Source organism: Niabella yanshanensis (genome assembly GCF_034424215.1).
GTDB lineage: Bacteria > Bacteroidota > Bacteroidia > Chitinophagales > Chitinophagaceae > Niabella > Niabella yanshanensis.
In genome coordinates this window covers 1,030,981-1,054,403 of the sequence record NZ_CP139960.1, presented here as the reverse complement: position 1 = coordinate 1,054,403, position 23,423 = coordinate 1,030,981, and the positions used below count along the sequence as shown (strand labels likewise).

The following is a 23,423-nucleotide window of genomic DNA, read 5'->3' as shown; positions in this document are numbered from 1 at the left end:
TCCGGCGCAGTATCATTGAGGCCGTAATCTGGTAAAGTGGGTGCGGATGATAGCTCAGATGGATCAGGGGCGAAGAGAGCATGGGAGTCAGGTAAACGCCGTTTAGAGAACAGGTGGGCGCATGTTAAGGCCTGATTGGTAGCTGCTGAAATAATAATAAAAATGGAAGATCAAAATTCACTGGTGGAATACGGTTTCCGCCGGTTTATAGTAACCCTGACAGCCATCGTGTGTGCGTTACTGGAAATTGTGGATACAACAATTGTGAACGTGGCGCTCAATGATATGAAGGGGAATATGGGCGCCACCTTGTCGGAGGTAGGTTGGGTAATAACAGCTTATGCGATAGGTAATGTGATCATTGTTCCGATGACCAGTTGGTTGTCGCAACAGTTTGGACGGCGAAACTATTTCGCTTTTTCCATAGCATTGTTTACCGTCTGTTCATTTCTTTGTGGTAATGCTACCAATATATGGGAGTTGGTGGCGTTTAGATTTCTGCAGGGCGTAGGAGGTGGGGCCTTGCTGGTTACATCCCAAACCATTATCACCGAATCGTACCCCGCCGAAAAAAGAGGTATGGCGCAAGCCATTTACGGGTTAGGTGTAATTGTGGGACCAACATTAGGGCCGCCCCTGGGAGGCTATATCGTAGATAATTTTAGCTGGCCATATATTTTCTATATCAATATTCCTTTGGGGATAATAGCAGTTCTGCTAACGTTACAGTTCATAAAAAGTCCGAAATATGCGGCTAAAACTTCAACAAAGGCAATAGATTGGCTGGGTATATTTTTGTTAACTGTAACGGTAGGATCTTTACAGTTTATACTGGAGCGTGGACATGAGGAAGATTGGTTTACCAGCCCTGTTATCTCAATTTTTACAGCATTGGCAGTATTTGGTCTTTTCTTTTTTATATGGCGGGAACTTACTTACAAGAATCCTATTGTGGAACTAAGAGTATTGAAAAACGGTAATCTCCGTATTGGAACAGGAATGTCATTTATCCTCGGTTTTGGCTTGTATGGGTCTACATTTGTCATACCGTTGTATACCCAGAGTTTATTAGGCTGGACAGCATTGCAATCGGGCTTACTGATGATACCGGCAACGCTGGCTACTGCTTTCATGATGCCTGTAGTAGGGCGTTTGATATCAAAAGGGGTATCGCAGCAGTATATGGTAGCCGTAGGTCTGTTCCTTTTCTTTGTATATAGTTTCTGGGGATATAAGATTATTACACCTGATACCGCAAAGGATAACTTCTTCTGGATGCTGATCGTTCGCGGTATAGGATTGAGTTTACTTTTTATACCTATTACAACGATGGCTCTGTCAACCCTAAAGGGGCAGCAGATTGGGCAGGGTGCGGCCTTTACCGGCATGATGCGGCAGTTGGGAGGGTCTTTTGGAGTAGCAGCTATCACTACGTTTATGAGCAATAAGAATATGTCCTACCGGAACGATCTGATCTCAAAACTCGATGTTAATAACCTGGATGTACAGCAAAGGGTAATGGCATTAAAACAGGGTTTTATAGCTAAGGGAATGTCTCCGGATATGGCTTTGAATTCTGCATATAAAGCGCTGGACTTCACTGTTACCAAACAGGCTGCAGTACTTTCTTATATGGATGTATTTTTATACCTGGGAGTGCTTTTCCTGATCTGTATACCTTTTATATTGATGGTTAGAAACCGGAAGGATAAAGAAGCAATAGACATGAGTGCCGCTATGCACTAATGGTATTAGAATTTTTCTAATTCGACTGATACCTGTAAATGTACTATTTTACATTGCTATGTATCGGTCTGCATTTTTGGTCATTCTTGTTACTGCTTTTCTTTTAGGTTGCAAAACCTATATATATCGCGAGCGTCCGGCCAAACTTTACCGGGAAGTAACCGATAGTAATAAGACCTTTGATGTGGCTATTGTTCCGGGTGTGCCGTTTTACAACAACCAATGGGACTCTGTGATGAAAGGCCGGGTTCTCTGGGCCGATTTCCTCTATAAGAAGGGAATTATACGAAACGTTATTTTTTCGGGGAGCGCTGTTTACTCTCCTTATTATGAAGCCCGCATTATGGGCTTATATGCAGAGGAGCTGGGGATACCCGCAGCCAATATCTTTTTTGAAACACAGGCAGAGCACAGTACTGAGAATATTTATTATTCTTATGAAATGGCCCGGAAGCAAGGTTTTAAAACCATTGCCCTGGTCACCGACCCTTTTCAATCTTTGATGATGAAAGGGTTTACACGGCGCCGCTTTGCTACTTCCATCTGGCATGTGCCATTTATTGTTGATACGCTTAGAAAACTTAATGGGGTAGAACTTGAAATTAACCCGTCATCTGCCTATGAAGCTAAATTCAGGTCTATAGTTGATCGGGAAAATAAACTGAAAAGATTCCGGGGCACTTTGGGCGCATTCATTCCCTGGGAAAACAGGACGGGCCGGAAAGCTGATCCTTTGTAAGTTTAAAAGGTGTAAGTGGCGCTCAATCCCCAGCCGCTGCTTTTCTTAAAAGCACCGTTCATTTGTGTTTCAGGTACTGTTCCATTTTTAAGGAACAGGCGATCAACTCCCTTACCTGTTCTCCAGTCGGAATATGACCAGGTTGCATTAATCGCAATATGATTATTAAACAGGTAGCCCAGTTGAGCTCTATAGTTCCAGCCACTGCTATTGGCTTGTTGAATGAAGCTTACAGGTTGTTTAAACTCTTCCTTTATATTCCAATTAGCAACTCCATCATAGGTTCCCGGCTGAAAAGATACATCGGGGGTTATATACAATTGCTTTGTCAGCCATACTGTTCCGTTTAAAAAGATCCTGGCGGATTGCCATTTAGCCTCGTAAGTTGTATTTAGGTTGGGCAGCGCATCGTCGCGTAAATAAAACAATTCTTTTGAATAGTTGAATCCGGCTCCGGCCCTGACTTCAAAAATGTTATTTTCGAATATTGAATAACTTAAGGCGATATCATACTGTTGCATATTCCCTTTATGGCTGTTGAAAAGAGTGTCACCTATGTCAGGAGGTATATAGTCTGTTCGATCGTCACCATTATAATCTATATCTGTGGCACTGCCTTTGAAAGTTTGCAGGCGACTGAAGCTGGCGGTTAATGAAAACCTGCGGTAAGGATTATAAGCCGCAGCAACATGAAAGCCGGCCGAATGTATTGGGTTGTAAATAAGTTCAGAGTAAATATTGGGATCTGTACCTTCCGGCGTGCCGGCAATTGACCATCTGAAATCCGTTTTCTGATACGCAGCTCCGGCCGTAATACTTAAGTTCCCCTGAACAGGATTAGGAAAAGATTGAGCCAGCGCATCATTAATTAAGCCTGCAAATAGTACTAGGGTTAGGATAGCGGTGATTGTTTTTCTTGGTTTCACTTTAATAATTTATAATAACAATATTAGTAATTTATTGGAATCCCTGCTTTTTTAGATTGTAAACAAAAATAATAGTGAACAACTGCAGACAGTAGCAGGTAGGCAACTATAATATAAGTCAGATAAGCAGCTACAGCATTTAACCCAAACCAATCTCCGGTATAAAAAATGATTAAAGAGCCACAAAGCAGTTTGAATAATTCCCAAACCCAGGCATTCAAATGATTATCCATCAATTCGGCAAAAGCATACACATAGAGGAATATGAATAGTCCGTAAATGAAAATGCCCGGTATACCTATGGCAGCGATGTTGCCAAACAAATAAGAAAGGAAAAGCAAAAGCACCATTAATTGAATCCATAGCCATAGCTTCATTAAAGGGAAAATATGCGTTTCATATTTATTAAATTGATACACGTCTTCTATTTTATAAACGGGGTATTTATCTGCTACATCTGCAGGTCGCCAGCCTGTTGGCATCAGCCATATTCTCCATTTATCCTTCCAGCTTTTCGTGTACCAGGCATCTTTTAGCAACAGCCACAAATGCTGAAAATTGATTTTGACCGGGTTCCAGGTTTGTACCGGCCGGGTGATGCCATATACCGGTGGTTGATCGGGTAGTTCTTCCTGGAAGGTTCCGAACCATTTGTCCCAGAAGATAAAGATCTGCGAATAATTCTTATCAAGGTATTCGGGGTTAATGGCATGATGAACACGGTGGTGAGAAGGCGTTACGATAATTTTTTCCAGCAACCCCATTTTATTGATATGAATAGTATGATACCAGAATTGTGCAAACAGGTGCAGGGGGGCAACTACTGCGATCACTTTTTCAGGAACACCCAGCAATGCGGCCGGAAGCAGGAAAATAGCAAATATTTTAACGACGCCGGAAATACTTTGTCTCAAGGCACAGGCCAGGTTGAATTCTTCACTACTATGATGAACCAGGTGGCCATTCCAGAAAAAATTGTAAGTGTGCTGTATGCGGTGTACGATATATCCCGAAAAATCGAGCGCGATGAATGCGATAAGGTAAGTAAGCCAGGTGGCCTTCACCTGATAGATTGCCAGGTTTTCAACCATCCAGCCATAACCATAAATGGCAATGCTTAAGCCCAATACATCTTTCGTGACATTTGTTATACCGCTTAGCAGACTGCTGATCATATCTGCCGTTTTTACGTTATCGTTTCCCTTTCGCCAGGCATACCACTTTTCGAATAATACAAGTGCCAGAAAAGCAGGCATTGCAATCAGTAATATTTTACCATAAGTTTCCATAACAAGCGTAGTAAAATTATCAATTTTTTCCGGAATAGTTTTTTCTCATAAAAGAGAATATCCGCTATTTTACCTCCGAAATACAGTAAAATTTCTTTAAAGTTACTAGGAAAATCTTCCATCATATTAGTCAAACAACCCATTTTTTAACCTCAGGCCTTGATCTATTTTCGATCAGCGATAAAAGGCTTGCAATATGAGCGTTAAAATATATTATGAGGAATTTGTATTAGGAGATTCCAGATCCACTACAGGCAGAACCATTACCGATGCAGATATAGTGTTGCATGCCGGCCAGTCAGGAGATTTTTACCCCCATCACATGGATGAAGAATGGTGTAAAACACAACCTTTTAAAAGGCGGATTGCCCATGGAACTTTAATTTTCAGTATAGGCGTAGGTTTATCTGCTGGCTTAATTAATGAAGTGGCTATGACTTATGGTTATGAAAAGCTTCGGTTTATTCGTCCCGTTTTTATTAACGATACCATCAAAGCAAAAGTAGTCATAAAAGATAAAAGAGATCACAAGAAGCCTGGCTATGGTATTGTGTCCGAGGCGTTGGAAGTATTCAATCAAAACGATGAGTTAGTGATGGTTTGTGAGCATTTATTATTGGTTGAAAAAAAGGAAGTGAATGGCTGATATTGTTTTAAAAGGAATTACCTGGAATCATAGCAGGGGGATAACGCCTTTGCAGGCGGCATCTCAACGGTTTACCGAATTACATCCCGGTGTTGAGGTGCAATGGCATAAACGGAGCCTTCAGCAGTTTGCAGATTTTCCCATAGAGAAACTGACAGAGGAATATGATCTGTTGATCATTGATCATCCCTGGGTGGGAACTGCAGCAGCTACCGGCTGTGTATTGGCTTTAGACGCGTATTTGCCTGAAGCCTATTTACAGGATCAGGCAGAAAATAGTGTGGGCGCATCCCATCCCAGTTATTTTTATGGAGGTCATCAATGGGCATTAGCTATAGATGCTGCCACTCCTGCTGCCAGTTACCGTAAAGATCTTTTTGATGCAGCTGGTGTACCAGCGCCACAAACCTGGCAGGAAGTAGTTGCTTTAGCAAAACAGGGAAAGGTAGCCGTTCCTGCAATCCCCATAGACCTGTTGATGAATTTCTATACCTTTTGCATCGCACAGGGGAAGACTCCTTTTGCTACAACAGAAGAAGTGATTGATACTGCAACCGGCATAGCTGCACTAAATACGATGTATGAATTATACTCGCTGATAGACCGTAGCATGTTTAGTAAGAACCCGATTCGGGTAGCCGAAGCAATGTCCGCAACCGATGATTACTGGTATTGCCCTTTTGCTTATGGATATACCAACTACTCGCGTGAAGGTTACGCAAAGAGTTTATTACATTATACCGATGTGGTCGACTATAATGGTGAAAAATTAAGGACGACTATAGGTGGTACAGGGTTATCTGTGTCTAACTTTTCGAAACACAAACAGGAAGCTGTAGCTTTTGCTGAGATGGTTTGCTCTCCACAATTTCAAACCAACGGTTATACCCTGAATGAAGGACAGCCTGGTTATTTGGCCGCCTGGAAGAATGACCGGAATAATGAACTGACCAATAACTTTTTCAGGAACGTATTACCGGTGATGGAGAATGGATATTTACGCCCCCGTTATCACGGATATCTTCATTTCCAGGATGAAGCCGGGCTGTATATACAGGAATTTATGTCGGGAAAGCAAAATAATGCTGAAGCTGTTTTAGCAAAGCTTAACGAAATGTATATAACGTCTTTAGAGAAAAATTTATCAAAAGTATTTGCCTGATGTTTCTACCCTTAAAAGGTTTAATTGTTTTGGAGTTTAGCCAGTACCTGTCCGGACCATCGGCAGGTTTGCGTTTGGCTGATCTGGGTGCGCGGGTAATTAAAATAGAGCGACCGGGTGGTGGTGATCCGTGCAGGAAACTATCCATAAAAAATCTTTGGGTAGGGGAGGATGCTTTAAACTTCCATGCGATCAATCGCAATAAAGAAAGTTTTACTGCAGATCTGAAAAATCCGGCTGATCTTGAATTGGTAAAAAAGCTGATCGGGAAAGCGGATGTGATCACCCATAATTTCAGGCCCGGGGTAATGGAGAAAATCGGGCTTGCTTATACTGATGTTCAAAAAATAAACAAGCGTATCGTATATGCCGAGATAACGGGCTACGGCAGGAAGGGACCCTGGAAAAATAAACCAGGACAGGATTTGCTGCTGCAATCTCTTTCAGGCCTTGCTTACACAACAGGGGATGATGGCGATGGCCCCATGCCCTTCGGCCTGTCTATTGTTGATAGCATTTGCGGCATTCACACGGTGCAGGGTATATTAGCTGCTTTGATCAGGCGACAGAAAACCGGTATGGGCGCGTATGTTGAGCTGAGCTTGCTGGAATCCGCGATCAGTCTGCAGTTTGAGCTGTTTACTACACATTATCATAGTAAAGCCGGTATTAAAAGAAGCGCCGTTAGTAACGGGAACCCTTTGTTGGGAGCACCCTATGGTATTTACAAAACGGCAGAAGGGCATATTGCGTTGGCAATGATGAACATTCCCGAATTAACAAAAGCGCTGGCTATAGAAGAACTGGCGCGATACACACAGGCGGATGTTTTTGCAAAGCGGGATGAAATAAAGGCTATCATTTCCGAAAAATTACTTACTCAAAATAATGCTTACTGGCTGGATCGTTTGAAAGACGCCGGATTGTGGGCATCTGAAGTGAACGACTGGAATGTATTGCGAAAAACGGACCTCTACAAGAGTGTACAAATGGAGAATACAGTGTCAATAAACGGGAGGGAAGCGTATTTGACTACGCGTTGTCCTATAAGGATTAACGGCGAACGTTTATTTTCAGACAAGCCGGCTCCGTTATTAGGACAGCATACACAAAAAATAAAGGAAGAACTTTTGTAAATCATGAAACTGCTACAGGATATATTGGTTATTGACTTCAGCCAGTTTTTGTCTGGTCCCTCGGCATCTTTATGCCTGGCAGATTTTGGCGCTGAAGTCATAAAGATTGAAAAGCCCGGTACCGGGGACATTTGCAGGGAGCTGTATGTTTCTGATGTGGTGATTGATGGAGAGTCGTCTATATTTCATGCTATCAATCGCAATAAAAAAAGTTATACAGCCGATTTGAAAAGCCCTGATGACGTAATCAGGATTATAGAACTGATCAAAAAGGCTGATGTAGTGATGCATAATTTTCGTCCCGGTGTTATGGAACGGCTGGGGTTTGATTATGAGAGCGTGAAAGAAATAAATCCTTCGGTGATTTATGCCAGTATAACTGGTTATGGAGATGAAGGAGAGTGGAGAAAATTGCCAGGACAGGATTTGTTGTTACAATCTGTTTCGGGGCTCGCATGGCTAAATAATAGCAGCAATGCTAACCCTACCCCGATGGGTGTTTCTGTAGTAGATATGCTAGCGGGCGCACATCTGGCTCAGGGCATATTATCTCTTTTGTATCAAAAGGCAGTTACAGGTGAGGGCGGAAGCATAGAGGTAAGTATGCTGGAAAGTGCACTGGATTTCCAGTTCGAGGTATTAACCTGCTACTACAATGACGGGGGACAGCTGCCGGCGCGTAGCGCTGTTAATAGCGGGCATGCCTATGTTGCAGCACCTTATGGTATTTATAAAACCAATGATGATTATATAGCCCTGGCTATGGCAGACATTATAGAGCTCGGAGCGTTGACGGGATGTGTTGAATTAGCCGGTTACACCGACAAAAAGGATTGGTTCGGTAAAAGAGATGAAATAAAATCAGTATTAGCGCGCCATCTTCTGAACAATACGACGTCTTATTGGTTAGATTGTCTCGAACCGGCAGGTATCTGGTGTTCCAGGGTATTTGATTATGAGCAGTTGACAAAGGAAGAAGGGTACCAGGTATTAAATATGGAAGTGGTGGTGAAAACAACCAACGGGATTTCCATAAAAACGACGAGGTCGCCCATCACAATAGATGGTCAGCATCTTTCGGGCCATATAGGCGCCCCGGGTTTGGGAGAACATAATAACGAAATTGATCTTAAATTTGAAGTCGGGGTAAAGCCCGAAATTATTGATGCCAAATAGGCTATAATAGCTTGGTATCGATATGATTGAACGTCCATTATGATAATCGATACGCATGTACATATCTGGAATCTGGAACGATCTGCCTATGATTGGTTGAAAGCCGCCCCGGATGTACTCCATAAAAATTATAATCTCGAAGATCTTGAAGACCTGCGCCTGACTGCTTCGGTAGATGCCGGAATAATAGTACAGGCAGACAATACTTTAGACGATACAGCATTGATGATAGAGGCCGCGGAACAGCATGATTGGATAAAAGGTATCGTGGGCTGGTTGCCGCTTTTAAATCCCCCGAAGACGGAGCAATTGCTGCAATCTGTGTTATCAGAAGAAAAATATTTTAAAGGGGTGAGGCACTTAATTCATGATGAGCCTGATGATCGATGGTTATTGCAGGATGCAGTTATTGAAAGCTTAAAGTTATTGTCGGCACGCCAGCTACCTTATGATGTAGTAGGGGTGAAAACAACCCATATTCAAACAGCCCTCCAAGTTGCAGAGAAAGTTCCGGGGCTCAGGATGGTATTCGACCATCTTAATCAGCCGCCCATACAGTCCGGGGAAAAATTTGGGGAATGGGGGAAGTTAATGAAGATAGCGGCGGCACATCCACAGTTTTATGCTAAAATATCGGGCATGGGCACTACTGCAGGAAAAGAAAACTTCACAGCCGAAAACATTAAACCTTATGTTGATTTTATATTGGCTGAATTTGGCTCCGATCGTTGTTTCCTCGGAGGTGACTGGCCGGTATCAATACTAGGGGGCTCCTATGTTCATACCTGGACGGTTTATCAACAGGTAATTGAAGATCTTGTATCAGATGAGCACACCAGAAACAGGATATTCAGTGAAAATGCGATAGCGTTTTATAATCTTAACCTTTAAACGAGAGCTTCGGTTCTACAAATTAGCCTCAGATATGCAATTATTCGGCGGTATATTTTTTCATGGAGTTGGAGCTGCTTCAGCATCCTTATGCTATACTCCCGAAAAAGAGGTTAAGGGCTGGAGCTGGCAAACTTATTGGCTGGCCCAGGCGTCGGTTTGTTGGTTATTGTTGCCGATCCTGGTGGCCTGGCTCACCATCCCCTCTTTAGGTAAAGTGTTATCAGAAGCACCGGGAGAAGCGATGCGTAATTCTTTCCTGCTGGGAATGGCTTACGGTGTCGGTGGAACAGCTTTTGGTATGGCTATCAAACATATCGGTTTCTCTCTGACTTATGCCATATCGGTAGGGATCTCCTGCGTTTTAGGAACCCTGGTTCCTCCCATGCTGGCGGGTACATTAGGTGAAGCATTGAGCGGAACGGGAGGGCAATGGATTTTAACAGGTGTAATCTTAGGTGCTGCCGGAATTGCATTTTGTGGAGTAGCCGGGCGATTAAAAGAAAAAGATGTTTCGCAAAATCAGTCAGGTTTTTCTTTTAAAAAAGGGCTGCCGTTATGTCTGTTAGCCGGAGTATTATCTGCATTTTATGGCTTTGCGATCAATGCGGGTAAACCAATATCAGATATTGCAGCCAATTATGGCGCCGGCGATTTCCAGGTAAATGTAGTATACCTGTTCTCCAATACGGGCGCATTTGTAACAACGCTGGTATATACATTGTGGTTACATCTTAAAAATAAAACCTTATCTGAATATGCGTCGAACGGACAAGCTGGTGGTCTTGGGATCAATTATCTGATGGCTTTGATTACGGGTATGCTCTGGTACGGGCAATTTTTCTTTTACGGATTGGGACATGTGCGGCTCGGAAAATATGAGTTTTCCAGCTGGGCTATACATATGATCATGCTGGTGTTTTTTAGCTCATTGGTAGGTGTTATTTTGAAGGAGTGGAAAGCTACCAGAGTTATAACGCGTCGTGCATTGGGATTTGCATTATTTATTCTTTTATTAGCCGTAGTGGTACTCACTTACGGTAATTACCTGGGAGGAACCTGATATGACAAATAATAATGAGGCCGCGCCTGTTTGTATTATTGGAGCCGGCGGTATAGTAGCTGATGCTCATTTGCCCGCTTACCGGATAGCCGGGTTTGAGGTTGCAGGCATTGTGAACCGGAATAAACAGAAAGCAATATCCCTGGCTGAAAAATTTGGCATTGAAAAAGTTTATGATAGCCTGGAAGAGATGGTGGCAGCACATGGTACCAATGCTATCTATGATTTTGCATTGCCTGCGTCAGAGATTATACCGGTATTAAAGCAACTGCCTGATGGTGCAACGATATTGATTCAGAAACCCTACGGAGAAAGTCTCGAAGAAGCTAAAGCCATTCATGCTATTGCTAAAAAGAAGCAATTACTGGCAGGGGTTAATTTCCAGATGCGTTTTGCACCTTATATACTGGAAGCCAGGAAAATAATTGCTGATGGAAAAATAGGAACCATAACAGACCTGGAGGTATATGTAAATGTGCATACACCCTGGAACTTGTGGGAGTTCCTGTTTTCAAAAGAAAGAATGGAAATTAATTACCATAGCATCCATTATGTCGATCTGATCCGCTCATTCTTAGGCACCCCCTCTAAAGTATATGCCAGAACCTTTAAGCATCCTGAAGCAACGCAACTGGCTTCTGTAAAGTCTAATATTATAATGGACTACGGTGATATGGTGCGCGCTGTTATTCATACGAACCACAACCACAATTTCAGTTATCAAAAACAAGAGTCCTATGTAAAAATTGAAGGGACGAAAGGTGCGATTAAAATAACCTTTGGCGCCCTGATCAATTATCCCCATGGAGTGCCGGATAGTTTTGAATATATCGTTGTTGAGGAAGGGACGAAGGCACAATGGCAGGCAAAAGCAATAGATGGAACCTGGTTCCCACATGCTTTTATAGGAACGATGCAGCAGATGCAGCTGGCAAAAGCAGGTATTATTGATCAACCTGAGAACAGTATTGATGACGCCCTGGAAACCATGATTTGCGTTGAAGCAGCTTATACCAGCAATAAGAAAGGCGGAGTAATAACAGATGATTTTTTTTGAACATAATAACGAATGAGTCGAATGAACAGAATAATAGGATTATTGGTATTTGTTATCTGGACCAATACCGCTTTAGCAGCGGCTGTAGAAAAAGTGATAATAGTGAATCCGCTTCCGAAGCAGCAAAGGGTTGTATATGGAGTGGAGTTGTTAAAAAGCAAATTGCAGAAAATCGGGTACATGGTGTCCGTTGTAACAACCACCGGTAAAAATAATCCGGCTAACCAAAAGCTGATCATCATTGAGGGGAACTTCAATAGCAATCTCAAAAAAGAAGGTTTTTACATTCAGTCTTCAAAAAAAATAACCCGTATATCGGGAGCTGACGCTTCAGGTTTATTATATGGCTGCTTAGAGCTGGCCGAACAATCCGCTGAATTGAAAAAGTTACCGGCATCTGTTAACCTGCAGGATGCGCCGGAAATGGTATTGCGTGGTGAATGTATCGGGCTGCAAAAGCCTTACTACTTGCCCGGGCGCACCGTTTACGAGTATCCTTATACACCGCAAACCTTTCCCTGGCTATATGATAAAAAACTGTGGATACAGGTGCTGGATTCAATGGTCAGCAACCGGATGAACTCGCTCTATCTCTGGAATGGCCATCCTTTTGCATCATTGGTTAAATTAAAAGATTATCCCTATGCTGTTGAGGTTGATGATGTGACTTTTAAAAAAAACGAAGACATTTTTCGTTTCCTTACTACCGAAGCAGATAAAAGAGGTATCTGGGTAATTCAGATGTTTTATAATATCATCGTATCTAAACCTTTTGCTGAGAAACATGGTATTAAAACACAGGAGAGGGAAAGACCCATTATACCTGTTATTGCAGATTATACACAAAAATCTATCGCAGCTTTCGTAGAGAAATATCCGAATGTAGGATTGATGGTGTGTTTAGGTGAAGCCATGGAAGGTGTTGGACAAGATGATATCAATTGGTTTACGAAGACGATCATCCCGGGTGTAAAAGATGGCTTAAAAGCATTGGGTAAAACGGAAGAACCACCAATTGTATTGCGTGCTCACGATACTGACGCACCTGCAGTAATGGATGCCGCACTGCCGTTGTATAAAAACTTATATACGGAAGCTAAGTTTAATGGAGAAGCGCTTACTTATGACCGGCCACGTGGCGCCTGGGCTGAGTTGCATCAAAAGCTAAGCAAACTGGGCTCGGTACAGATAGAGAACGTGCATATCCTGGCCAACCTGGAACCATTCCGTTATGGTTCGGCTGATTTTATTCAACGTTCGGTAATTGGCATGCACGAAGTGATGGGGGGCAATGGTCTTCATTTATACCCGCAGGCTTCTTATTGGGACTGGCCTTATGCCGCTGATAGTGTAAAGGGTGGGGCAAGACTATTGCAGATTGAGAGAGACTGGCTTTGGTACAAAGCCTGGAGCCGTTATGCCTGGAAAGCGAAGAGAGACCGCTCTGCGGAAATTATTTATTGGAATCGAAACCTGGCTGACCAATTTGGCGTATCTGAGTCGGATGGAGGCAATATTCTGAAAGCCTACGAAGAAATGGGGGAGATATCGCCGAAGCTCCTAAGACGCTTTGGAATTACAGATGGCAACCGGCAAACGCTGAACCTCGGTATGTTGATGACGCAATTAATCAACCCTTATCGTTTCGGCCTTTTTACCCTGTTGTATGAAGCGGAAAGCCCGGAAGGCGAATCATTAGCCGAATATGCCGATAAAGAGTGGAACGGCAAACAACATACAGGGGAAACGCCCGTTAAAATTATCAACGACGTTAAAGCGCATGGAGATAAAGCCGTAGCCGCCATCGATGCAGTAAAGCTGGTAAAGAAAGATAAAGCAGAATTTGAGCGCTTAAAAAAGGATGCTTATAGCTATAGGGCGATGGCTTATCATTTTGCTTTTAAAGCTGAAGCAGCTTTACAGGTATTGCGTTATAAATATTCCAACGATATAAAGGATCTGGATAAAGCTTTACCCCTTCTCAAAGAAAGTGTGAAATGGTACAAAGCGCTTACTGAATTAACGAAAGGTAGTTACCTCTATGCCAACAGTATGCAGACGGGTGCCAGGAAAATTCCTTTAACCGGGCAGGGAGGAAAGTATAAGAACTGGTACGATGTATTACCTGTTTTCGAAAAAGAATTGACTGTATTTCAACATAAAATTGATTCATTGAAACAGGTAAAGCCTGGCGCAGCGCAGTACGTGGCTTCATTAAGAAATGCTAAGGTTCAATTAGCAACAGCAGGTTATTATTACACAATCGATAGCCTGGCTCAACCTTTTACAGATACCAGCTTTGCTATCAGATCTTTTGCCGGTGAGCTAAAAGGACTAAAGGGGCTGAAGACATCTTTTAAACAGCAAATAGAAAAGGGAACTCAAATAACTTTTACCAATGATCGTCCGGTAAAGGTATTGGTAGGTTTCTTAAAACCACAGAAAGCCGCATTTACGGTGGATACCACTTACCTGAAGCAACCAGAGCTGGAAACCAATGCCACGGCAAACGAGTACGGGCAGGCAGATACAAAAATTGCAAACGCCATGATCATACCGGGAATGCCTCAATTGCATATACATAACTATGAATTTAAACCGGGTACTAACACACTGAAGCTGGCGAAAGGCGTAGCATTGATACTGGGTTTTGTAGATGGAGAACCACCTTTACGTATCTACGACGCTGGTTTGTATGAAAGCGGCAACAGGAAGCAGGTAGACTGGCTATTTGAGTAAACATACCTGGGCGCTGCACTGCTGTGTTAATATGTCATCCTTACAGGACTCGTTACCGGACACTTAAGAGCTGTGTTACCAATGCCAGGTCCCTCCGGGACTGAATGTTATTGAAAACACGGTTCGTATAATTTACATCGATCTTCCGAATGCGTTATTCAGCTCTACCTTATTTTCATATATCGATTTAAAAAAGATGTATGACAGTTATGTAATTACTAGCATCGTATCACAGGAACGGCAACCTGGGAGAATAAGCTGCGTTCTTTTTTTTAACTCCATAGAAATGGCGTGTGATTAACAGAACGCAAGAAGCCTTATGCCTTTACAGTTATACTGAAGCCTTTGTTGGGGGATGCTCGAGAATTTTAAGTCCGTCAGGACTTAAATCCTGTTGGATGAAAATTATCAATTGGTATATAAAGCTCCGTGATATATAATTACCACACGTAAAGTTAGCCGCGCCCCAATCGCAAATCGCAAAAAGTAGCATGTTTTGATTATTCAGTATGCGGCCTCGTCCGAATCTTAATGGATATTGAAAAAGCATCGTTGTCCTACAGTTACATAGAAGCCTTTGTTGGGAGCATATATTCGTAAATGTTAAGTCCGTCGGGACTGAAATATTGGTAGACGAAATTATCAATTAGCAAATTGAGCTCCGTGGGAGCGATATATTATTCATTCGCTAAAGCGTTACAGGCTGGTAACATCAAATAGTAAAAATGTACAAGCTGAAAATAAATATCGCCATTAATTTTAAAGGAATGGCTGGTATCTTTATTGCGTTTCGCACAACGTTTTGAACCTAACATTATTATACGTTGTTAGCGTAATTAAATTAAAAGAAATTTAGTTAAACGATTCTACAATATGAAGAGGTCTTGCCCCGGTGTAATCCGTTATTTTTTGTTTTTGATAGTTTGTTGTGTTGGTTTTAGCGCATCAGGTCAACAGTATTACGATGTTACAAAGTTTGGTGCAAAAAAAGATAGCAGCGCCAAAGCCACACAGGCAATAAAAAAAGCCATCGATGCTGCTGCAAAAGCAGGTGGTGGTACGGTATATTTCCCTGCAGGAAAATATCTTACCGGCCCAATTCATTTTAAGAGCAATATTACCCTTTTGGTTGATGCCGGCGCTGAACTTCATTTCAGCAATGATTTTGATGATTACCTGCCCATGGTGGAAAGTCGCTACGAAGGGGTGGATGTAACCAGCTTTTCCCCGTTGTTTTATGCCAACAATGTAGAGAACATCGCCATTACCGGAAGGGGCATTATTGATGGGCACGGGAAAAAATGGTGGGATTTTGTAGAGGGATACAAAGCTGATCAACCCAGGTCTAAATGGCAATACGAATTTGATCGCCTGAATAAGGATATCTTATTACCTGATGAACCCAAGCAAATGAAGAGAGGCTTTCTGCGCCCTCCGCTGGTTCAGTTTATGCACAGCAAAAATATCCTGATACAAGGTGTTACTTTCCGCAATTCTCCCTTCTGGACCATTAACCCCGAGTTTTGCGATAACGTAACGATTCATGCGGTAACGGTGTTGAACCCGCAGCGTTTGGCGCCTAACACCGACGGTATTAATCCGGAGAGTTGCAGCAACGTACGTATCAGCGATTGTTTTATTAGTGTGGGAGATGATTGTATCACTATCAAATCCGGTAAGGATCAACCAGGCCGGGCTAAGGCTAAACCTGCAGAAAACTATTCTATTACTAATTGTACGATGTTGAGTGGCCATGGCGGTGTGGTGATTGGTAGTGAAATGAGTGGCGATGTTAAAAAGATCACCATCAGCAACTGTGTATTTGATGGCACCGATAGAGGTATACGACTTAAAACAATGAGAGGCCGCGGTGGCGTGGTAGAGGACATCCGCGTTGATAATATCATCATGAAAAATATAAAGGACCAGGCTATTGTGATGGACATGGAATATGGAAAGTCTGCTCCCGAGCCCGTTACAGAACGCACGCCAAAGTTCCGTAACATACGCTTAAGCAATATCACTGCTTATACCAATGAGGCTATGTATATCAATGGTATTGAAGAAATGCCGGTGAGTGAAATTAGCTTGCATGATGTAGTATTTGAGGCACAGCGCGGTATTACTATCAGAAATGCAAAAGACATTCAATTACATAATGTAAGAGTTAATGCTACTGTAGGAAGTTCTTTGAAAGCCGATAATGTGGAGCGCTTATTAGTGAATGGGGTTGAAACAGCTAAACCGCTTCAGGATAAGCCTGTGATTGTACTGAATAATACCAAAGGAGTGTTGCTGCAAAATAGCTGGCCTTTTTATGATACCAAAAAGTATCTTGAAATAACCGGTGCCAACAGCAGGGATATCAATTTAAGAAATAACATTTTTACAGATGAGCTGATACTGGTAGGAAAAGAAGTAAACACAAAAGAAGTTAAACGTAATTAATAGAACAGTATGCCCGCTAAAATATCTTTTTTAAAGTTATCTGTTGGTCTGGCCCTTTCAATGAGCGTCACAACCATTTATGCCCAGGATCACCTGACACTATGGTATGATAAGCCTGCCACCAAATGGGTTGAAGCATTGCCAATAGGTAATGGTAGGATAGGTGCCATGGTATTCGGCGGCATAAAAAACGATAGAGTACAGTTTAATGAAGAAACATTGTGGACGGGTTACCCGCGTAATTATAATAAGCAGGGAGCTTATAAATACCTTGATACCATAAGGGGATTGCTGTTTGCCGGAAAGCAGAAGCAGGCGGAAGAACTGGCAGGCAAAGAGTTCATGGGCCTTAAATCGAATGAAGGAAACAGGGATGCATGGCTGAAAAAAGTGCAGGCGATTCTTCAATTGAAAAGCAATCCTTCGCAACCGGGATATAATGATGCGTCCTGGAAAACAATGGCGGTACCACACTATGAGGGCTGGGAAACACAGGGTTTTGAGGGAATGGATGGAGCCGTATGGTTTCGTTATCAATTCGATTTACCTCCAAAATGGAATGGTAAAGACCTGAAACTTGATATTAATAAAATAGCAGATCAGGACTTTACTTATATTAACGGTGTCCTGGTGGGGTCGCAAGCGAATGCAGATGCACGCAATTATGTAATCCCCGCTTCGGCTCTTAAAGTTGGTAAAAATAGCATAGCGATATTAGTGATCAATTTTACCGGTAAAGGAGGGGTAATGGGCTATAAAGATGTGTCTAATCACATCGGCGTGTACCCGGTAAATGAAGCTGTATCACAGAAGTTGTCACTCAATGGTCAATGGAAATATTTTATCCAGGATACCGATGTACCGGCTGTAGGTCAGTACCAGGCTGCTTACCAGCCCTTTGGTGATCTGAATTTTGTATTTGATGTAGATGAGTCAGCAGTTGCAGATTACAGACGCACATTAGATATAGCTAATGCCAGAGCAACAACGGCTTATACCTACAAAGGTACCACTTTTTTAAGGGAATATATTGTGAGTGCCCCCAACCAGGCGCTGGGTGTTCATTTCACCGCCAGCAGGAATAAGAGCATCAGCTTTACGGCTGAACTAAGCAGTCCTCACAAATCAAACAACGTAAAGAGGGTTAATGGCAGTACGGTGAGTCTTGAAGTAAAGGTGAAGGACGGAGCATTAAACGGTGTTAGTTATTTAAGTATACGTGCAACAGGCGGCTTGGTATTGGTTAAGGAAAATAAAATAGTTGTAACCGGCGCAGATGAAGTTGCCGCCTGGCTTAGCGCTAATACTAATTATAGAAACTTTAAAGACGTGACCGCCAATCCTTCGCAATTGGCATTGGCCAGTCTTAACAAGCTGAAAAGTAAAAGCTGGCAGCAGGTTAACGATGCGCATGTTAAAGAGTATCAAAGTTATTTCAATACGTTTTCAATCCGCCTGGGCCATAACAACGCCAGCCGTTCAACCCTTACGACTGACCGACGCCTGAATGAATTTGCATTAAACAATAATGATCCGGATTTTGTGGCCTTGTATCTGCAATACGGTCGCTACCTACTCATCAGTAGTTCACGTCCGGGCACACGTCCGGCTAATCTGCAGGGCATATGGAACGACCTGCTCTCTCCGCCCTGGGGCAGCAAGTATACTACCAATATCAACGCTGAAATGAATTACTGGCCTTCTGATCTTTTGAATGTATCAGCAACCCAGCAACCTTTGTTTGAAATGATCCGAGAACTCTCTGTTTCGGGAACTGAAACGGCCAAACAATATTACGACGCACCAGGATGGGTATTACATCATAACACAGATCTATGGAGAGGTACTGCAGCTATCAACGCTTCTAATCATGGTATCTGGATCACGGGTGGTGCCTGGCTCTGTGATCATTTATGGCAGCATTATTTATATACACAGAATAACAGGTTTTTAAAAGATACTGCATATCCGTTAATGAAAGGCGCTGCGGAATTCTTTAGCGCCTTCCTGGTTAAAGATCCTAAAACCGGTTATTTAATCAGCACGCCTTCTAATTCGCCCGAGCATGGAGGTCTGGTTGCTGGTCCCACTATGGATCACCAGATTATCCGCAATTTGTTTAAAAGCACTATTGAAGCCAGCTCTATTTTAAAGACTGATGAAGCTTTCAGAAAAAAACTGGAAGTCCAATACAGCCAGATCGCTCCGAACACTATTGGTCGCTATGGCCAGTTACAGGAGTGGATGCAGGATGTAGACGATACAACCGATAAGCATCGCCATGTGTCTCATCTATGGGCGGTATATCCGGGTAGTGAAATTAATTGGGAGCAAACTCCTGATATGATAAAAGCAGCACGACAATCTTTACTTTACAGGGGAGACGCTGCCACCGGCTGGAGTCTGGGCTGGAAGATCAATCTATGGGCGCGTTTTTTAGATGGCGATCACACTTATAAGCTCATACAAATGTTGTTAAGCCCTGTTAAAGGTGGTGCGGGAAGTTATCCCAATTTGTTTGATGCGCATCCGCCCTTCCAGATTGACGGGAACTTTGGAGGCGCTGCCGGTATTGGAGAAATGTTGTTACAAAGTCACACAAGATATATAGATATATTACCTGCTTTGCCTTCGGCATTGCCCGATGGAGAAGTAAAAGGATTAAAAGCCCGTGGTGGTTTTGAACTTTCTATAAAATGGAGCAGAGGGGTATTGCAGGCGGTTAGTGTCAAATCTTTAGCAGGCCGGCCCTTGCAGCTTCGCTATAAAGATCATGCGGTCAATATGTCAACAGAAAAAAACAGAACCTATCAATTTAATGGATCATTGCAGCAACAATAAAAACGTATTGAAAGAATTTACTATCATTGATGTAAGCGGGATTAAGGCTTACAAAAGCAAACTAATGGTCTCAGCTGTGACAACGCTGGTGACCGTTCTGATTTTTTTATCGGGTAGCGCTGCCATCGGGCAACCTTCGACTGGACGGATCGCAATAGACTTGAACAGTAACTGGCGTACAATTGCCGGCAACGATGAAAGCCCTCTGGCACCTGCTTTTCAGATTAAGTTCGATGATAGTAAATGGAAGCAGGTAACCGTCCCGCACAATTGGGATGACTATCACGGCTATCGCCGTTTGCTGCATGGCAACAAACATGGTGATGCATGGTACCGCAGAACCGTTAAACTGAAACAGTCGAAAGCCGGCAAGCGCTTTTTCCTTTTTTTTGAAGGAGTAGGCTCTTATGCAACGGTTTATTTAAACGGACAGGAGGTTGGGGCACATGCAGGAGGGCGGACTACTTTTACCATTGACGTAACCAATCATATCAAAACAGACGGTACCAATAACCAGCTGGCTGTTCGGGCATGGCATCCCCCGTTTATCAAAGATCTTCCCTGGGTATGTGGTGGTTGTAGTGACGAACGCGGTTTTAGCGAGGGTTCACAACCCATGGGGATATTCAGACCGGTGCAACTTATTATAACCAACGACTTGCGGATTGAACCATTCGGCGTACATGCCTGGGCGACCCTTAAAGGTAATGCCGCGGTATTGAACATTAATACGCTTATTAAAAATTATGGTGCGCAGCAAAAGTTATTTACCGTTGTTCATAACCTTGTTGATAAAAAGGGAGCCATCGTAAAAACGGTGACTGAGAAGGGATCTCTCAAAGCGAACAGCAACCTTGAACTTTCAACAAAGAATATCGATATTAAAAAAGTAAATCTTTGGTCGGTAGAAGACCCTTATTTGTATAAGATCGTATCTGTCATCAAAGAAGGAAGCAGGGAGATTGACCGGCTGGAAACAGATTTCGGATTCAGAACGGTTAACTGGAAAACCGCGACCAACCAGTTTTATCTCAATGGTAAACCTGTATTCATCAACGGGGTAGCCGAATATGAGCATTTAATAGGACAAAGCCACGCTTTTTCAAAAGAGCAGGTTGTTGCAAGAATAAAATGGATGGAAGCAGCAGGGTTTAATGCTTTCCGGGATGGGCATCAACCCCACAACCTATTATATGGAAAGCTGTTCAACCAGAAAGGTATACTGTGGTGGACACAACTATCTGCGCATGTTTGGTACGATACGCCTGAATTTAAGGCGAACTTTAAGCAGCTACTTAAAGAGTGGGTTATCGAAAGGAGAAACGATCCTTCAGTAGTATTGTGGGGTTTACAAAATGAAAGTAAGATACCTGAAGCATTTGCTAAAGAGTGTACACAACTGATAAGGGATCTTGATCCTACCTCAGCTTCGCAAAGATTAGTAACTACCTGTAATGGTGGCGAAGGTACCGACTGGGATGTGCCGCAAAACTGGACGGGCACTTATGGAGGTAATCCGGATACTTACGGTGAAGATTTAAAGAAGCAGGTGCTGGTAGGCGAGTATGGTGCCTGGCGTACGCTGGACCTTCATACCGAAGGCGGATATAAACAGAATGCTCCGGTTAGTGAAGATCGTTTTACCCAGTTAATGGAAAAGAAACTGCGTTTGGCGGAATCAGTAAAAGATAGTGTGGCGGGGCATTTCTTCTGGTTGCTGACTTCACATGATAACCCGGGCAGGATACAGGGTGGAGAAGGCTTGAGAGAGCTAGATCGTATCGGACCAGTAAACTACAAGGGAATGCTAACACCCTGGGAGGAGCCAACGGACATTTTCTATATGTTCCGCAGTAATTACGTCTCGGCGCAAAAAGAACCCATGGTATATATAGCCTCCCATACCTGGCCCAACCGATGGACGAAGCCCGGTTTAAAAGATTCTATAATGGTTTATTCAAATTGTGACGAGGTAGAACTCTTTAATGATTTGGGACAAGTTTCTTTGGGTAAGCAAAAACACGGTGGATTTGGAACGCATTTCATTTTTAATAAAGCCAATATTCAATATAATGTTTTATATGCAGTAGGCTACGTAAATGGCAAATCAGTGGCGAGGGATACCGTTTTCCTGGACCATCTGCCCGAAGCACCGGGAGTAGCAGCCTTAAGACCTTCTGGAACCTCCCTGTTAAAACCAAAACCTGGTTTGAATTATGTATACCGGGTTAATAGTGGCGGTGCTGATTACGTTGATGAATGGGGAAATAAATGGAGTGCTGACAGAGCTTTGCATCCCAATGCCGCGAATAAGTATTGGGGTTCTTCTTCCTGGACCAGTGCTTTTGATAATATGCCTGCTTTTTTTGCCAGCCAGAGACGAACCAATGCCGCTATAAAAGGCACAAAAGATTGGGCGTTATTTCAATCATTCAGGTACGGGCTCAATCAACTCTATTACCAGTTTCCTTTACCTAATGGCAGTTACGAAATTGAATTATATTTTGTTGAACCTTGGCTGGGTGTGGGCGGATCTATGGAAGCGGGGGCTATGCGTTTGTTTGATGTGGCCGTTAACGGTCAGACTGTAATAAAAGATTTAGATATCTGGAAGGAAGCAGGGGCAAATAAGGCATTAAAAAAGACGGTAACGGCAAAAGTCTCAAACGGCTTGTTGAGGATATCATTTCCTGATACCAGAGCCGGGCAGGCGATTATTTCTGCTATCGCCATAGCATCCAATAGCAGGAATATAAAAGCAGCACCTGCTTCTGAAATGATCCGGGAACTGAAATGTAATGGGTGTGTTTACAATGCCTGGCTGGATGAGGGAGATCAATTATTTACCAATCAGGCCACCCGCGTATATAAGCTGGACCCGGCATTGTTTGGGGCTGACTGGATCCGCGTGTCTCGAAATAATAGTACAAAGCTGCAATTTGTCGCTAATGAGACTATTGATGTATATGTGGGTGTTGCAAAAGAAAATGCATCAGTATTAAAAGATTTTGAGCGGCTGAGCGATTCGATAGTAAGTGATGAGGAGGGGGGTAAAAAATATGATGTATACCGTAAACGTTTTGAAACAGGCAAAACAGTTATAATAGATTCGAAAGATATTGGGCTGATGGGTATTTTACCAGCTACTAACATGCAACCTGCATACGACCTGAAACCGACTACATCTTATAAGGCTGATGTGGCCGTGTTGAATAGTAGTGTGGTTAAACAAGTTGTGGCCGGCGGTGAGCGTACGGTGGTGAAGAATAACGAACCCGCAGAAATAACCTGGCCGATAGCCACCGGTGTAGCTGATGTGTATTCGATAACCGTTAAGTATAACAGTCCGCTGGAGCAGGATGTAACGGGAACACTACAATTATTTGATGTAGGAAATAATAAAATGGTGGATGAAGCTGTAGTGTTTAAGACAACCAGGCCGGGTAAATGGAATTATATTACCATTAATACAGGAGGGATGATCAATGCAGGAAGCTATAAAGTAAAACTGATCACCCGAAATGCAAATGGGTTAATTGTTTCCAATATAGATATACAATAAAC

15 protein-coding genes are annotated in these 23,423 nt (G+C 42.8%); 13 read left to right on the top strand and 2 right to left on the bottom strand.

What is annotated here, in order from left to right; genetic code table 11:
- Window positions 1-162 precede the first annotated feature (162 nt).
- Window positions 163-1,746, top strand: a complete 1,584-nt coding sequence (locus U0035_RS03870) for a DHA2 family efflux MFS transporter permease subunit (protein ID WP_114792823.1) — start codon at window positions 163-165, stop codon at window positions 1,744-1,746.
- Window positions 1,747-1,804: 58 nt separating this feature from the next.
- Window positions 1,805-2,485 carry a YdcF family protein gene (locus tag U0035_RS03865; RefSeq protein WP_114792822.1) on the top strand — a complete coding sequence of 227 codons (681 nt, stop codon included), beginning with the start codon at window positions 1,805-1,807 and terminating at the stop codon, window positions 2,483-2,485.
- A 2-nt stretch (window positions 2,486-2,487) separates the two neighbouring features.
- Here U0035_RS03865 and U0035_RS03860 read toward each other — a convergent pair whose 3' ends face one another.
- Both U0035_RS03860 and U0035_RS03855 read right to left on the bottom strand, forming a co-directional pair.
- A complete protein-coding gene (locus tag U0035_RS03860) occupies window positions 2,488-3,411 on the bottom strand; it encodes a TonB-dependent receptor (protein ID WP_114792821.1) in 924 nt (307 codons plus the stop codon).
- Window positions 3,412-3,434: 23 nt separating this feature from the next.
- Window positions 3,435-4,700 carry a sterol desaturase family protein gene (locus U0035_RS03855; protein ID WP_114792820.1) on the bottom strand — a complete coding sequence of 422 codons (1,266 nt, stop codon included), beginning with the start codon at window positions 4,698-4,700 and terminating at the stop codon, window positions 3,435-3,437.
- A gap of 196 nt (window positions 4,701-4,896) precedes the next feature.
- Between U0035_RS03855 and U0035_RS03850 the strand changes: the two genes are divergently transcribed.
- The 11 genes from U0035_RS03850 to U0035_RS03800 all read left to right on the top strand — a co-directional run bounded on the left by U0035_RS03850 (window position 4,897) and on the right by U0035_RS03800 (window position 23,421).
- On the top strand, window positions 4,897-5,346 hold the full coding sequence (locus U0035_RS03850) for a MaoC family dehydratase (RefSeq protein WP_114792819.1): 450 nt from the start codon (window positions 4,897-4,899) through the stop codon (window positions 5,344-5,346).
- Entirely contained in the window at window positions 5,339-6,508 is a 1,170-nt protein-coding gene (locus U0035_RS03845; protein WP_114792818.1) for an ABC transporter substrate-binding protein, read from the top strand. The genes U0035_RS03850 and U0035_RS03845 overlap by 8 nt, the downstream gene beginning before the upstream one ends.
- Window positions 6,508-7,644, top strand: coding sequence for a CaiB/BaiF CoA transferase family protein (locus U0035_RS03840; RefSeq protein ID WP_170138318.1), 1,137 nt, complete (start codon window positions 6,508-6,510; stop codon window positions 7,642-7,644). The genes U0035_RS03845 and U0035_RS03840 overlap by 1 nt, the downstream gene beginning before the upstream one ends.
- A gap of 3 nt (window positions 7,645-7,647) precedes the next feature.
- The gene (locus tag U0035_RS03835) at window positions 7,648-8,820 is read left to right on the top strand and encodes a CaiB/BaiF CoA transferase family protein (RefSeq protein WP_114792816.1); all 1,173 of its coding nucleotides are present in this window, start codon (window positions 7,648-7,650) and stop codon (window positions 8,818-8,820) included.
- A 39-nt stretch (window positions 8,821-8,859) separates the two neighbouring features.
- The gene (locus U0035_RS03830) at window positions 8,860-9,711 is read left to right on the top strand and encodes an amidohydrolase family protein (RefSeq protein WP_114792815.1); all 852 of its coding nucleotides are present in this window, start codon (window positions 8,860-8,862) and stop codon (window positions 9,709-9,711) included.
- A gap of 34 nt (window positions 9,712-9,745) precedes the next feature.
- Window positions 9,746-10,774, top strand: coding sequence for an L-rhamnose/proton symporter RhaT (locus U0035_RS03825; protein WP_114792814.1), 1,029 nt, complete (start codon window positions 9,746-9,748; stop codon window positions 10,772-10,774).
- A gap of 1 nt (window position 10,775) precedes the next feature.
- Window positions 10,776-11,831: a Gfo/Idh/MocA family protein gene (locus tag U0035_RS03820; RefSeq protein ID WP_114792813.1), complete on the top strand. Its 1,056-nt coding sequence runs from the start codon at window positions 10,776-10,778 to the stop codon at window positions 11,829-11,831.
- Between the two features lie 21 nt (window positions 11,832-11,852).
- Window positions 11,853-14,570: an alpha-d-galacturonidase gene (locus U0035_RS03815; protein ID WP_211316544.1), complete on the top strand. Its 2,718-nt coding sequence runs from the start codon at window positions 11,853-11,855 to the stop codon at window positions 14,568-14,570.
- Window positions 14,571-15,443: 873 nt separating this feature from the next.
- Complete coding sequence (locus tag U0035_RS03810; RefSeq protein WP_114792811.1) at window positions 15,444-17,018, top strand: glycoside hydrolase family 28 protein; 1,575 nt, start codon at window positions 15,444-15,446, stop codon at window positions 17,016-17,018.
- Between the two features lie 9 nt (window positions 17,019-17,027).
- The gene (locus tag U0035_RS03805; RefSeq protein WP_114792810.1) at window positions 17,028-19,859 is read left to right on the top strand and encodes a glycoside hydrolase family 95 protein; all 2,832 of its coding nucleotides are present in this window, start codon (window positions 17,028-17,030) and stop codon (window positions 19,857-19,859) included.
- Window positions 19,792-23,421: a malectin domain-containing carbohydrate-binding protein gene (locus U0035_RS03800; RefSeq protein ID WP_211316543.1), complete on the top strand. Its 3,630-nt coding sequence runs from the start codon at window positions 19,792-19,794 to the stop codon at window positions 23,419-23,421. The genes U0035_RS03805 and U0035_RS03800 overlap by 68 nt, the downstream gene beginning before the upstream one ends.
- The last annotated feature ends 2 nt before the right edge of the window (window positions 23,422-23,423 follow it).

Excerpts from the sequence above, each read along its gene's own strand:
- U0035_RS03845 (WP_114792818.1), top strand. The coding sequence starts at position 5,339 with ATGGCTGATATTGTTTTAAAAGGAATTACCTGGAATCATAGCAGGGGG.
- U0035_RS03870 (WP_114792823.1), top strand. The coding sequence starts at position 163 with ATGGAAGATCAAAATTCACTGGTGGAATACGGTTTCCGCCGGTTTATA.
- U0035_RS03840 (WP_170138318.1), top strand. The coding sequence starts at position 6,508 with ATGTTTCTACCCTTAAAAGGTTTAATTGTTTTGGAGTTTAGCCAGTAC.
- U0035_RS03820 (WP_114792813.1), top strand. The coding sequence starts at position 10,776 with ATGACAAATAATAATGAGGCCGCGCCTGTTTGTATTATTGGAGCCGGC.
- U0035_RS03805 (WP_114792810.1), top strand. The coding sequence starts at position 17,028 with ATGCCCGCTAAAATATCTTTTTTAAAGTTATCTGTTGGTCTGGCCCTT.
- U0035_RS03825 (WP_114792814.1), top strand. The coding sequence starts at position 9,746 with ATGCAATTATTCGGCGGTATATTTTTTCATGGAGTTGGAGCTGCTTCA.
- U0035_RS03835 (WP_114792816.1), top strand. The coding sequence starts at position 7,648 with ATGAAACTGCTACAGGATATATTGGTTATTGACTTCAGCCAGTTTTTG.
- U0035_RS03865 (WP_114792822.1), top strand. The coding sequence starts at position 1,805 with ATGTATCGGTCTGCATTTTTGGTCATTCTTGTTACTGCTTTTCTTTTA.
- U0035_RS03810 (WP_114792811.1), top strand. The coding sequence starts at position 15,444 with ATGAAGAGGTCTTGCCCCGGTGTAATCCGTTATTTTTTGTTTTTGATA.
- U0035_RS03815 (WP_211316544.1), top strand. The coding sequence starts at position 11,853 with ATGAACAGAATAATAGGATTATTGGTATTTGTTATCTGGACCAATACC.
- U0035_RS03830 (WP_114792815.1), top strand. The coding sequence starts at position 8,860 with ATGATAATCGATACGCATGTACATATCTGGAATCTGGAACGATCTGCC.
- U0035_RS03855 (WP_114792820.1), bottom strand. The coding sequence starts at position 4,700 with ATGGAAACTTATGGTAAAATATTACTGATTGCAATGCCTGCTTTTCTG.
- U0035_RS03850 (WP_114792819.1), top strand. The coding sequence starts at position 4,897 with ATGAGCGTTAAAATATATTATGAGGAATTTGTATTAGGAGATTCCAGA.
- U0035_RS03800 (WP_211316543.1), top strand. The coding sequence starts at position 19,792 with ATGCGGTCAATATGTCAACAGAAAAAAACAGAACCTATCAATTTAATG.